The sequence below is a fragment of the Paenibacillus sp. NAIST15-1 genome (genome assembly GCF_001894745.1).
Lineage (GTDB): Bacteria > Bacillota > Bacilli > Paenibacillales > Paenibacillaceae > Paenibacillus_B > Paenibacillus_B suaedae.
The window spans coordinates 66452-80620 of record NZ_BBYF01000018.1 but is presented as its reverse complement, the minus strand read 5'-3'; the positions used below and the strand labels follow the sequence as shown (position 1 = coordinate 80620).

Annotated in this window: 10 protein-coding genes; all 10 read left to right on the top strand. The window is 45.8% G+C overall.

Going from position 1 to position 14169, the window contains the following annotated elements:
• The first annotated feature begins 171 nt into the window (after positions 1 to 171).
• Positions 172 to 2751, top strand: coding sequence for a PEP/pyruvate-binding domain-containing protein (locus PBN151_RS25440; protein ID WP_072731368.1), 2580 nt, complete (start codon positions 172 to 174; stop codon positions 2749 to 2751).
• A 40-nt stretch (positions 2752 to 2791) separates the two neighbouring features.
• Positions 2792 to 3976 carry an MFS transporter gene (locus tag PBN151_RS25435; protein ID WP_175560797.1) on the top strand — a complete coding sequence of 395 codons (1185 nt, stop codon included), beginning with the start codon at positions 2792 to 2794 and terminating at the stop codon, positions 3974 to 3976.
• 106 nt (positions 3977 to 4082) lie between these two features.
• Positions 4083 to 4679 (top strand): TetR/AcrR family transcriptional regulator, encoded by a 597-nt coding sequence (locus PBN151_RS25430; RefSeq protein WP_072731365.1) that lies wholly within the window; start codon positions 4083 to 4085, stop codon positions 4677 to 4679.
• A 339-nt stretch (positions 4680 to 5018) separates the two neighbouring features.
• Complete coding sequence (aroF, locus tag PBN151_RS25425) at positions 5019 to 6080, top strand: 3-deoxy-7-phosphoheptulonate synthase (protein ID WP_072731363.1); 1062 nt, start codon at positions 5019 to 5021, stop codon at positions 6078 to 6080.
• 143 nt (positions 6081 to 6223) lie between these two features.
• The gene (locus PBN151_RS25420; RefSeq protein WP_072731362.1) at positions 6224 to 7285 is read left to right on the top strand and encodes an oxidoreductase; all 1062 of its coding nucleotides are present in this window, start codon (positions 6224 to 6226) and stop codon (positions 7283 to 7285) included.
• 42 nt (positions 7286 to 7327) lie between these two features.
• Entirely contained in the window at positions 7328 to 8065 is a 738-nt protein-coding gene (locus PBN151_RS25415) for a GntR family transcriptional regulator (RefSeq protein ID WP_072731360.1), read from the top strand.
• Positions 8066 to 8632: 567 nt separating this feature from the next.
• Complete coding sequence (glnA, locus tag PBN151_RS25410; protein WP_028531881.1) at positions 8633 to 10057, top strand: type I glutamate--ammonia ligase; 1425 nt, start codon at positions 8633 to 8635, stop codon at positions 10055 to 10057.
• A 217-nt stretch (positions 10058 to 10274) separates the two neighbouring features.
• Complete coding sequence (locus PBN151_RS25405; protein WP_072731359.1) at positions 10275 to 11570, top strand: sugar ABC transporter substrate-binding protein; 1296 nt, start codon at positions 10275 to 10277, stop codon at positions 11568 to 11570.
• A gap of 302 nt (positions 11571 to 11872) precedes the next feature.
• The gene (locus PBN151_RS30875) at positions 11873 to 13189 is read left to right on the top strand and encodes a sugar ABC transporter permease (RefSeq protein ID WP_139295424.1); all 1317 of its coding nucleotides are present in this window, start codon (positions 11873 to 11875) and stop codon (positions 13187 to 13189) included.
• Positions 13190 to 14023 carry a sugar ABC transporter permease gene (locus tag PBN151_RS30870; protein WP_021253980.1) on the top strand — a complete coding sequence of 278 codons (834 nt, stop codon included), beginning with the start codon at positions 13190 to 13192 and terminating at the stop codon, positions 14021 to 14023.
• Positions 14024 to 14169: the final 146 nt, after the last annotated feature.

Here is a 14169-nt window from a genome sequence, read left to right as displayed (position 1 = left end):
CACGAAAAGCCCGAGAAAAAACCGCGTACATCGCGGTTTTTTTTATTTTTTTACACGCACTTATTGACAACATGAAAGCTGAGGGTTATATTTCACTTATTAAGTACTTAGTAAATTAAATGATAAGCTAATGTCTTTACATCTTAAAAGGGTCAAGGAGGTTCGAAATTTATGGATGTCCGATTGGAAAATGACTTGGTGCTTTGGATTCATCATGTGGGAAAAGGAGACATCTCTCTGGTTGGAGGAAAGGGGGCGAATCTCGGGGAAATGATCCGGGCAGGATTTCCGATTCCGCGAGCTTTTAGTATATCGGCTTTGGCATATAAGCGTCAGATTGAGCAAACGATTATCGCAAGTAAGCTGGAGGAATTGGAAAGAGAACATAGCCATGATCCGGAATATCAAAGCCATTCTTCCAGAAAATTGTTTTTGGAAACACCAATGCTTCCAGAGATTGAGGAGCGCATTCGCGAATATTATCGCCAATTGGGCAACGAAGTCAGGGTGGCAGTGCGATCCTCGGCTACCGCTGAAGATTTGCCTGAGGCGTCTTTTGCCGGACAACAAGAGACCTTTCTGGGCGTTCATGGAGAAGAGGCTTTGCTCCACTCCGTTCGGGAATGTTGGGCTTCCTTGTGGGGAGAGAGAGCTGTACATTACCGCAATCAACAGGGATTTACCCACAGCTCCGTTGCATTGAGTGTCGTTGTACAAGAAATGGTGGACTCCGATGCTGCGGGCGTTCTGTTCACAGTCAATCCCTTGAATAGTTGCCACGATCAGATGTTAATCACGGCGAGCTTAGGTCTCGGTGAAGCTGTAGTGTCTGGAATTGTTACCCCAGATACCTATCGGATTGCGAAGGAAACCCTTGAAATCATTGATTGCGAAATTGGAAAAAAGGAAGAGATGGTAGTCCAACAGGAGCAGGGAAGTGTCGTCGTGCCGGTTCCACCCCAGTTACAGACGAGACCTTGTTTGTCGGATTCGATGGTTATAGATCTTTGTCGCATAGCCAAAAAAGTGGAGGAGCATTATGGTTCGCCGCAGGATATCGAGTGGGCCGTGAAACATGACCGAATTTACTTGCTTCAGTCCCGTCCTATAACAACATTGCACAGCTTGCAGCATGCAACAGATGGAGCGATCCGTCTTCCCGATGAAGACGAGCAGGTGTACGCTGGTTGGATTTATCTCGGACGAATTCCTCGTTTTGCTCGTAAGCGGTTTTTACCCGTACTCGTTGACCATTTTCCTGAGCCGCTGCGTCCGCTAGATTTTGATAGTAGTCTTACTCCAGCTCTTGCCGGAGTAAGGAGGGCAGCAAAAGAATTAGGTATAGAAATGCCTGAAGATATTTCCTATCAGCATCCGACTGGACTAATTTTATTCAATCCGCCGGTTCCAGCCAACTTGCGAACGATAGCTGCTCTTCCGGTTGCCTGGTTGAAGCTGAAAGGCTGGATCAAGTATGACCCGCTGCAAGAGTGGCTGCAGGTAGACCAACCGTATTTGCGTTCCCTGCTTCCTGTTGAATCCGTCCATCTGGATTCCTCACCGCAAGATTTGGTTAGGGAGATTAAGAAATTGGAAGGGGTGATAAGTGAGCTTATGTATCGCCGTTTCCGAAAATATATGGCCGCTGGCGTCGCGGCCCAGAGCAAGCTGGACAAGATGCTTCATCGTGCGAATGTAAAGCAAGTCTATTTAATGAAGCAAAAATTGCTGCAGGCTCTGGATTATAAAACGGCTGTTGCAAACCGGGACATGAAGGAGTTAGCTAGAGTTGCGGTTGCCAGTCCTGTTGTTTTGGACATATTGGAGAAGCAGCCGTTTGGCAGAATGTACGAGACGATTATGAATAGTGATGGCTGTAGGGCATTCAAGGAAGCGATTGGACGCTTCTTGAGCAAACACGGATGCCGATGTGCATCAGGAATGGAACCGCAGCCGAGCTATCCGTCATGGAGAGATGAGCCTGACAACGTCTTAAGCATGGTCCAAGCTCTGATTCAACATCCAGAGGGGCTGATTGATGATGAGAAGGAACGAACAGAAGAATATCATAATGCCCGTGCGGAAATCGTACGACGATTGAAAAAGCCGCAATGGATTGAAACGTTCGAAAAGGCGCTGGATATGACTAGGGGATTTTGGGTCGCTCGCGAGGCTACGTTGTATATGTACGAAGAGATTGTTGCGATTCTCCGCGACCGTATCAAGCAAGTTGCTGCGTGGCTCATAGCAGAAGAGAAAATACGGGATGAACGGGATCTGGATTTTGTTACGTTCAATGAATTGGAGAGCATGATTGCTGACAAACATGAAGCGGAAATGGCGGAACTCGCACTTCAGCGCCGAGAAGTATGGAACCGAATGAATAATTACAGAAGTTCCGATGCCATCAATAAGTCAGAAATTGAAGAAAAAGTACTCACTGGAGCCGGGGCAAGCCAAGGAGAAGCTCAAGGTGTCGTTAAGGTGATTCGAGGGCCTCAAGAGTTCCATAAACTGAAGCGGGGAGATATTCTCGTATGCGTGAATACGAATCCAGCTTGGACACCACTTTTCTCTGTAGCTGCAGCTGTTGTAACGGATACAGGTGGCGTATTGTCACACTCGGCAATTGTAGCCAGAGAATATGGCATTCCTGCGGTCATGGCATGCGAAAATGCTACGAAATTCCTTTCTGATGGTGATCGGGTTATCGTGAACGGAACAACAGGCATGGTACAACTGTTGCGATGAAGGCGGGGGCGACATGAGGCATAACTTTACTATCATTTGTATGATTATTGGAACATTTGTGGTTCCGCTCAATTCATCCATGGTTGCATTAGCTCTGGAACCAATAGCGAACGAGTTCCAAGTGCCGCTTTCCCAAGGGGCATGGGTAGTCACGATATATCTAATAGGGATGGCTGTCTTTCAAATCTTCGCAGGACGATTCGTGGATCGATTCGGCAGCAGGCCAATTCTTTTTAGCGGTACAGTCATGTTTGCGTTAGGAACAATAATATGTTGGCTTGCCCCGACCTTTATGGGCTTGTTAATAGGCAGACTCATCCAAGCGAGTGGGGGCGCTGCACTCGTGCCAGCTAGTTCTGTACGATTGCGTGAGATGACGCCGACTGAAAGACAAGGGAGAATGTTTGGATTGTTAGGGGCTGCAGCTGGGATAGGAGCTGCACTAGGACCGCCGCTAGGTGGCTTATTTATTCATTATTATCATTGGCGTTTCCAATTTATAGTTACATTAATACTGATGCTTTTTCCTATTACGTTATTAGCGAACAAGAACCTAATATGCCGAGCTAGAAAGACGCAAAAGAAAATAAGGCAAACGAATGATTTTGTACTTCTTCGATTAGTAAGAGAGCTGTTTAAAATTCGCTCCTTTCGAGCTGCTGCTGCATCGGTATTCTTAAACAATTTCATGGTGTATCTGTTGCTGATGTGCGTGCCTTTGCTTGTAAAAGAAAAGTGGTATTTTAATTATGCAGGAAGTGGAACGGTAATGCTTGTCTTCTCCGTCGCTATGATCGCAGCTACAGCAGCAGGAGGTGCAATGAGCGATCGATTTGGAAAGCGCCCAGCTGTTCTCGCCGGATGTATACTCGCTGCCATTGCGGGTGGACTACTCTTGATAGCAAGCTCAAGCCAACTATTAGCACTGTTTATTGTTGGTGTCGGTTTGGCTGGGCTTAGCCTCGGAAGTGGAAATGCAGCAATACAGGCAACGGCATTGGAAGCTGGAGAAGCACAAGGAGCAGGAATAGCGGCTGGAATTTATTATGTCATACGATACCTAGGTTCGATTGCATCTACGTTATGGCTATCCATAGCATCTATCGATGGGTTAGCAGTAAACTTCTCCTTGCTGTTGGCGGGATTTATGGTCAGCGCTATCGCGGCAATACCTTGTACTATTGGTATACCTATGAAAACGAGCACTGCTTCGGAGAAAAATTGACATGTATAGATTGATTTGTTAGTTTGATAGTAAATCAGTCTAAAGGTTGTTCTAAAAGCCCAGCCAGACTTTTTGAACATGAAATATTCGTTAAATGGAGCCGCAAATGACAAAAATCACTCTTCGTCAACAAAAAGCACTTGAAACCAAGAACAAATTAATCGATTCTGCGTTAAGAGTTTTTTCTGAAAAGGGATATGACTCAAGCACGACCAAAGATATCGCTCGTGAAGCAGAGGTCACGGACGGATTAATCTATCATTATTTCAATTCCAAGGAAGAATTGCTCTGGGCAATTTTAGAGAAGCACACCCTTAATCATGAATTGAAGAATACAGCAACTATGGATCCCTTGCAAAATCAACCATTAGATGTGATGCTAAATATGTATTTTGCAAATTTGATGGATATGCTGCATGAAAAAAAAGAGCTAATTGTTATGTTTTTCGGAGAAGCGCAACGAAATCAAGAAGTACGGAATCGGCTTGTTATGACGATAGAAGAGGGAATACAGCCTTTGTATCAATTATTGAAACAGCATGTGAGTAGGGATGATGAATACCTCTTCTCTGCAATACGTAATGTCCAGATGACATTGGTCATGTACTTCTTATTATATGATAGATTTCAAACCGAACCCGTGGAGAGAACTCGTTATATTCATATAACTGTTCAGCAGTTCATGCAAGTGATTTCGCAATGAGAAGAGCCATATATGGTTGTACGAAAGTTTTAATAGCTGCCTCAATGAAAATGAGGATGCGAAGGAATCGTGCCTATTCAGCACGGTTCTCTTTTTATATATGACGAATTGTCAAAACTCCGATTGTGACAACTTACTCGAAAAATAGTTGCATCAAAAGGGTTGACGATCCGGTGGTTGTTCTGTATAGTTTCTTTAATAGTTAAAAGCATAAAAGCTTATACGCATTAAAGTATTAAAGTGAATGTCAAAGTAAAACTACAATAAGAAGTGTCATTGATGAACGCATTTCTGCTTTAAGGGGTTAACTGGCACTGCGCATAGAAAGGGTGTACAATCATGATTGTTATTGTAAATAATGAGACATCTGAAGAACAGATCGCGAATATAGCCAGCATCATTGAAGGGCAAGGCAATCAAGTTCATATATCCCGTGGCACGGCTCATACGGTAATTGGGATCATTGGACATGCGGAGCCGAAGCTGGCAGAACATCTTAGACAAATGAAGGGCGTAGAGAACGTGGTTAAAATTACGAAATCATACAAACTGGCAAGTCGTGACTTCCATCCGGAAGATACGGTAATTGAAATACGCGGCGTGAAAATCGGCGGCGGCAATTTGGTAGTTATGGGAGGGCCGTGTGCGGTTGAATCACCTGCTCAAATCAATGAGATTGCACGGCTGGTGAAGGCAGCAGGCGGACAAATTCTGCGCGGAGGAGCGTTCAAGCCGCGTACGGGGCCTTACAGCTTCCAAGGCATAGGCGTAGAAGGACTTGAGATGATGAAGGAAGCAGGCGAGAAGTACGGCCTTCTTACCATTACAGAAGTGATGACGCCAGAGTATGTAGATATTTGTGCGGAGCATGCGGATATTTTGCAGGTTGGCACACGGAATATGCAGAACTTCGATCTGCTGCGCAAACTTGGAAAATGCGGCAAACCGGTATTGCTCAAGCGCGGCTTCAGCGCAACTTATGACGAGTGGCTTAATGCTGCGGAATATATATTGGCAGGCGGCAATCCGAATGTCATGCTGTGTGAACGCGGTATTCGCACATTCGAGACGTATACACGGAATACATTTGATTTGACTGCAATTCCGGTTATGAAGCAGCTTAGCCACTTGCCGGTCATTGCCGATCCAAGCCATGCGACAGGACGCCGCGAGCTGGTAGAGACGATGTCAAAGGCATCTGTGGCTGCTGGTGCGGACGGTCTTATTATTGAAATGCATACTGATCCAGACAATTCGATGACAGGCGATGGGGTGCAGTCCCTCTTCCCGGATCAATTCGCTGGCCTGCTGCGCGAGCTGGAGCAGCTTGCTCCACTGTGCGGCAAAACATTCGAGACGAAGAAGATGGATCCAGCCTTTTTTGATACGTGGGAAAAATAAAAATGGCGCAAAATAAGAGGTAAGCCTAAACAATTAGGTTTACCTCTTTTTCTATATACTTTCAAAACAAAAACTATATACTTTTTAATTTAAACATATATAATAAACAAAGAAATAATTTTAGAAAAAGGAAGTTGAAGAACATGACATTAACCATGGGCTTTATCGGGTTTGGGAAGTCAGCCAACCGGTATCATTTGCCTTACGTGAATACGCGTAAGCATATAAAAGTAAAAACAATTTATGTCCGGCACGTTAACGAACAATTAGCGGCTCCATATCGCGAAAAGGGTGTTGCCTTCACCACTGATTTGGATGAACTATTGAACGACAAAGAAATTCAATTGGTGACGATCTGTACGCCAGCACACACGCACTACGAATTGGCGAAACGAGTTATACTTGCAGGGAAATCAGTTATCGTTGAAAAACCATTCTGCGATACCGTTGAACACGCGAAAGAATTATTAGCTTTAGGCCGCGAAAAGGGTGTAGTCGTGATGCCTTACCAAAACCGTCGCTTCGATGGTGATTTCTTAGCTGTCAAGCAGGTCGTTGAACAAGGCTTCCTTGGCGACATTATGGAAGTTGAATCGCATATTGATTATTTCCGTCCTGGTTCAATCAGCCGCGAAGGTGCGAAAGAAGAAGGTTCATTCTATGGATTGGGTATTCACATGATGGATCGCATGGTTTCGCTATTCGGACGTCCAGATGTGGTGACCTACGATATTCGCAATAATGAAGTGGAGGGTGCGGTTGATAACTATTTCGATGTGGATCTTCATTACGGACACCAATTGAAAGTTAAACTGAAAACCAACCATGTCGTAGCAAAAGATTATCCACGCTTTATCGTTCACGGAACAAATGGCTCATTCATCAAGTACGGTGAAGATCAGCAGGAAAATGATCTGAAAGCAGGCATTATGCCTGAGAGTGCAGGCTTTGGTGAAGATTCACCGATGTACTATGGCATTGCAAAATACCGGAACGCGAACGGTGATTGGATTGAAAAACAAATCAAAACTCCGCTTGGCGATTACGGTCGTTTCTATGATGCAGCGTATGAAACCATCGTACATGGCGCAGCAAAGCTTGTAAAAGACGAAGAGGCGATAACAAGCATGGAAATCTTGGAGAACGGATTTGCAGCACCATCCCCTTCCGTTTATAAGCTTGAGGCATTGCATTTGAATGAATAGAAGGTGTCTAAGCAGAACATCCAGCACATAGGAGGCGAGGAAATGGCAAGCGGGTCTACGCAAATAAAATACCTCGCCATTTACCAAAAAATCAAACAGCAGATTCTAGACGGTGAGTATAAAGTCAATGAGAAAATCCCAAGCAGCCCGATCCTTGCTGAAGAATTCGGTGTGTCGGTTCTCACCATCAAAAAGGCGTTGGATCTGTTAGTTCGTGACGGCTACATCATCCGCCGACGGGGCAGTGGAACGGTGGTACAGGATTGGCATCAGCAGGAGAAGGCGCGAATGATTCAGACCTTAACCGGTACGAAAGCTGTATACGGCAGTGAGGTTGAAAGCAAGATCATCGAGTTTGTGATTGTCGGCGCAGATGAAACCATTGCCGGAAAATTGGGGATTGCAGCCGGCGATTTTGTCTATAAAATCATCCGTCTCCGCATCATTCACGGTATTCCAACGATTATGGAGCATACATGGATGCCGATTTCGGTCATACCAGGTGTTGAAGCATCGGTTCTAGAGCAATCAATATACTCGCACATACAAAACAAGCTTGGTCTTGAAGTGGGGACATCGATTGTCCGGGTCAAAGGAATTCGCCCAGATGAAAGGGAAAAGCAGTTTATGGACGTGCAGGATCAGGATTTCCTGATGCGGGTCGAACAGGTAGCCTACCTGACTGACGGACGCACCTTTGAGTACTCTTACGCCGACCATCTGCCAGAAACCTTTGAATTTGAAACTGTCATTACCGCGAAGAATTATAAAGAATCATAGACGTAACAGGATGGAGCGATTTATTTGCCCATCCTGTTTTTATTTATCCTCAATTAAGCGTTAACCTCAGAATCACTTTTGTAGCCCGGTTTCCTTTGGAAATCTCGAATGCGTTCAGGAATGAAGATTGATCGATGAACCTCCAGGTGTAAAAGTTGATGCTGGTGTAGGCATGAAAGAATACGGATATAAAAGATGATTTCTTAGACGAGTAAGTAATTGACGCAGCTGAAATTTTTAATGATAAAACTTATCTATATGTGTGATTGTGCAAATAAAATGAATGATAGGTTATGTACCAAAACGTAGTGCGCTGATAAAAATGAGTTCAAACGATCAGGTATTGATGAAGTTAGTCTAAAATATACCGGAATGATCATGAATATTTAAGGTGTGTAGGGAATGAAATCGATTTTAGTGTTAGATAACCTTACATACAATAAAAAAATACCTTACATGAGTATTGACGAAAGAGCATCCTGCTACATATAATAATTTCAACAAATAATACAAAGTGAACATTCGGATGAAAAGAATATGAAATGTTCGGATTGGGGAGGAATCGAGATGTCAGTCAATACCGTGTTGGAGTTAATGAAAGAGAAACAAATTGAGTATGTGGATTTTCGTTTTATTGATCTGTTAGGTCGTGCGCATCATATCAGCTTGCCTGCATCCGAAGTGGATGAGAGCACGTTCGAGAACGGCGTTGCGTTTGACGGTTCCTCGATTACTGGTTTCCGTGGAATTGAAGAATCCGATATGGTCATGATGCCAGATACGGAGAGCAGTTATGTCGATCCATTTACGGCACGTCCGACGCTCATTATTATGTGCAACATCTTCACGCCTGACGGCGAGCGTTATGAGCGTGATCCTCGCAGCATTGCACAGAAGGCGGAAGAGTATTTGGCAACCACAGGAGTAGGCACGGATGCTTACTTTGCGCCAGAATCTGAATTTTTCATCTTCGATGATGTTCGTTATGAGAATACAATGAACAGTTCTTCCTTCTTCGTCGATTCCGAAGAGGCTTCTTGGAACACGAACCGTAAGGAAGAGGGAGGGAACCTGGGCTTCAAGATTCATACAAAAGGCGGATATGTACCCGTAGCGCCGATCGATACACAACAAGACTTGCGCAGTGAGATGTGCAGCCTGCTGCAAGAAGCAGGACTTCGCATTGAACGTCACCACCATGAGGTTGCAACGGCAGGGCAAGGCGAGATCAACTTCCGCTTTGATTCACTGACGCGTACTGCAGATAACCTGATGAAGTATAAATATATTGTGCACAACACGGCACGCCGCTTCGGGAAAGTAGCGACCTTCATGCCGAAGCCGCTGTTCGGGGATAACGGAAGCGGGATGCACGTGCATCAATCGATCTTTAACGGCGATACACCGTTGTTCTATGAAAAGGGCGGCTATGCGAACTTGAGCGAGATGGCACTGCATTATATCGGCGGAATTTTGCACCACGCGCCAGCGCTTATCGCATTGACGAATCCGAGCACGAACTCCTTTAAGCGACTTGTGCCGGGATATGAAGCGCCTGTAAATCTTGTGTTCTCGAAAGGCAATCGTTCTGCGGCTGTACGTATTCCGGTAGCGGCTGTTACACCGAAGGGATGCCGGATTGAGTTCCGTACACCGGATTCTACGGCGAATCCATACCTGGCCTTCGCTGCAATGTTGATGGCAGGTCTCGACGGAATCAAGCGCAAGCTGGATCCTACAGAGCTTGGTTATGGTCCATATGACCGCAATATTTATGAACTGTCGGATGCGGAGAAGCGTGAGATTCGCAGCGTTCCAGCGACGATGGAAGAGTCACTTGATGCGCTTGAAGCTGACTATGAATTCTTGCTTGAAGGCGGCGTATTTACCAAAGCATTTATCGAAAATTATTTGCATATCAAACGCAAGGAAGCCAAATCCGTAGCGATCCGCATCCATCCGCAAGAATATAGCTTGTATTTTGATTGCTAATACCCACATTCATATCGTCATAGCCCTCGTGTCCCTAGCGGATATGGGGGTTTTTGTTTTTGGAACTTACTACGAACAGCAGCTTATTTTCTTCATGTTGTCCCTGGTTCCACAATTTTTATTTGACGGCATCGGGCATTAGAAGTTATCATGTTACTGAAATTACTTAAACGTTTAAGTTAACAACAACTAATAGATGGGATGGGAGGGGAAGAAAGTGTCTAAACGCTTCTTCATTTCAATGTTGATGGTCTCATTGTGCATCATGATGCTGCTCTCGGCTTGCGGCGTACAGCATGCGACCTCAACATCTCCGGAAGCTGAAGGGAAGAATGCACATCAGGGAGAAGGGGAAACCGGATCGCAGCCGGAGAAGGGAGCCCATTTGCTCGTATGGGAATCGAAGGGGCCTGAACTGGATTTTTTGAAAGCGGTCGCAGAAGATTTCGAACAGGAATATGGGATTGGTGTAAAAGTAGTGGCGGTTCCGTCAATCGACGCTGTCACGAAGCTGACGACAGATGGACCAGCCGGAATCGGGGCCGATGTGTTTTCCGCGCCGCATGATCATTTGGGGAATGCCGTCATGGCAGGGCTCGTGCTGCAAAATGATGTATACGACGAACAAATGAAACATCAAATTATGGATTCCGCCCTAGAAGGTGTCACCTATGATGGGGTGTTCTACGGTTTTCCAACTGCGATCGATACGTATGCGCTGTACTACAATAAAAAACTGCTGAGTAAAGCTCCTGCCACTTACCAAGAGCTCATTCGGTTCGCTGAAACGTATAACGATCCAAAAAACAAACAGTACGCCTTTATGTGGAATGTAGGTCAGTTATATCAATCTTACTCGTTTCTAGCAGGCTATGGAGGATACATATTTGGAAGCGGAGGGAAGGATGCTGGCGATATCGGGTTGAGCAATGCGGAATCGATTGCAGGAGCCGAGTTCTTTCAATCTTTGAAAAAAATACTGCCTGTCAACAGCAACGATATGAACGACAATATCATTACCGGATTTTTTATGGAAGGGAAAACAGCTGCTATCATAGGCGGACCTTGGCTCATGACGGACGTGAAGAACGCGGGCATCGATTTCGGAGTGGCACCGCTTCCACTGCTGCCTAACGGGGAACATCCACTGAGCATGTCTGGTATCCGGGCACTATATGTCAGTTCCTATACCGAATATCCGGTTGCTGCGAAGCTGTTCGCGAGCTACGCGACCTCTCGCAAAAATCTCGTCAAGCGCTATGAAATGACAACACAACTGCCGCCGAGACAAGACATGATGGAGGAGCCGGTCATTAAGGGGAATGCGAATGCACTTGCGTTTCTGGAACAAACGAAGCATTCTGCTCCAATGCCGTCCATCCCGGAAATGGGCAACGTTTGGGTACCGGCAGGGGCTGCTCTTGCTGGGATATGGAATGACAATCAACAACCAGGCGAAGTTTTAAAGAAGGCAGTCGACCAGATCAAAACTGCGATTCAGACAAAAAAATAGCTACATCCTGAATCACATCGTGATCAAAATCGGACTTTTTGAACTACATCTATTATTCTCGCGTTCAGAAAGGCTGGTTTTCAGCACCGAGAAGGTTGCGGGTACTCGAAGCTTATGCTTCCGTAGAGAGCTTTGCCCCGCAAAGCTTGTAAGGAGCAGCAGAGTGTAGCCAAAACTACATGAGCAGCGGACTTCGAGAGTGAGTGCAAGATTCGATGGCGAGCTACATCCTGAATCACATCGTGATCAAAATCAGACTTTGTGAACTACATCTAAAAAAATCGACGAAGGCGGTCTTCCGAATGGAACTGACAACAGGTGCCCGTCGGCATCGGACGAAAGCGGCTGTATTCTCCGCTGTGTGTATCGGATTAGGCCAGCTGTACAACAAGCAGTATATGAAGGGCTTGCTGTGGATGATCGCGGCACAGTTATTCTTTTGGATCTACTATCCGATTGCTTATCGAGGAATAAGAGGGCTGATAACGTTAGGCGACGCGCCTACGAAGGTGGTTGCCGGACAAGTGTTCAAAGGCGATCATTCTATTTTCATGATGATTGAAGGACTTATTACGATGGTGCTCATTCTCTTGTTCGCCGGGTGCTATGTCCTGAATATTTATGACGCAAAGAGAAACGGAGCATTGCGGGATGAGGGACACCCTGCTCCGGGGTTCATCGAATCCATCAAGCAGACGAAGCTTCGGCATTTCCCATATCTGCTGCTGCTGCCTTCTATCTGCTTCGTGCTGTTCGTAACGGTAGTGCCGCTCATCTTCAATGTGCTGATTGCCTTCACGAACTATTCGGCTCCGAACCATATTCCCGACCGCAACCTAGTAGATTGGACGGGGCTAAGCTCGTTTTATGATTTATTTGCACAAGAAGCGTGGCGCAACACCTTCTTCGGCATTTCGGTGTGGAACATCATCTGGGCTGCGGCCTCTACGGTGTCCGTCTTTTTTAGTGGGCTTCTGCTAGCATTGATGGTGAACCATCCCAAAGTGAAATTCAAAAAGTTTTGGCGTACGATGTTCATTTTGCCGTGGGCGGTTCCGCAATTTATATCGATTCTGGTATTCAGGGTTCTGCTGAACGGTTCATTCGGGCCTGTGAACGATATGATCACCAAGCTCGGCTTCGCGCCAGTACCTTGGTTGTCTGATCCGACAATGGCCAAGTTTACGATTCTGCTCGTGAACTTGTGGTTCTCCACTCCGTTCCTGATGGCATTGATGTCAGGGGTATTAACGACAATGCCGAAGGACTTGTACGAAGCTGCCGCTGTGGATGGAGCTACTGGAACGCAGAGATTCGTCAAGCTGACGCTTCCGCTCGTGTTAGCGGCGACGGCACCGATTTTAATCATGCAATTTGCTTTTAACTTCAATAACTTCAATTTGATCTACATGCTAACGGACGGCAATCCGACCCAGCCTGATTATTATTACGCGGGCAGCACGGATATTTTAATCTCTTGGATATTCAAGATGACGTTGAATCAAAGCCAGTTCAATATGGCCTCTGCTGTCTCGATCATTATGTTCGTCTTTATCACCGTATTCTCCTTATGGAACTATCGGCGGATGAAGATAACTCAAGAAGAGGATATGGTCTAAATGTCTAAATTTTTGAACAACTTGGTCGTGGCGGGCATTTACGCGGTGTTTGCCGTGCTGCTCCTGACAACGGTATATCCGCTGATTTGGGTGATCGGAACTTCGCTTAACCCGGGCAATTCCTTAATGGTAAGCCGAATGTTTCCTGATCAGCCCACGCTCGCTCATTATACGGAACTGATTCGAAATACGGATTTCGTGCTATGGTTTTCGAACACAGTCACGATCGCTCTTGCGAATGCGGCATTGTCAACGACATTGGTGGCAGCGACGGCCTATGCATTTTCCCGTTTTCGATTCAAAGGGAGAAAGCAAGGGTTAATGACATTGCTCATTCTTCAAATGTTTCCGGGCTTTCTGTCCATCATGGCAATCTTCGTGCTGCTGATGCAGACGAAGCTGCTTGATACGCATTTGGGTCTCATTCTCATCTATGCGGGCGGTTCTATTTCGATGGGAACTTGGGTCATGAAGGGCCATTTCGACACGATTCCGAAAAGCTTGGAGGAAGCGGCCTATATTGATGGCGCGGGCCACCTTGAGACGATGTTCAAAATCATATTGCCATTGTCTTTGCCTGCAATTACGTTTGTTGCATTGAACAGCTTCATTACGCCATTCATGGATTTTATCCTGCCGCAAATCGTGCTCAGATCATCTGAGAAGATGACGCTAGCCCAAGGCTTGTACAACATGGTGGCGAACGAGACGAATTCAAGCTTTACGACCTTCGCTGCTGGCGCCGTTCTTGTAGCGCTGCCGATTACGTTTCTGTATATGTATTTCCAGAAGTATCTCATTCATGGGATGACGGCAGGTGCAGACAAAGGCTGACGACAGGGTACATCCTGAGCAATCTTCGTGATCAAAAGCGACCATAAATTAGTGTCTAAAAGTCGGTTTTCAGCACCGAGAAGGTTGCAAGAACTCGAAGAAAGAGCAGCGGAATGTAGGCGAGACTACATGAGCAGCGGAATTCG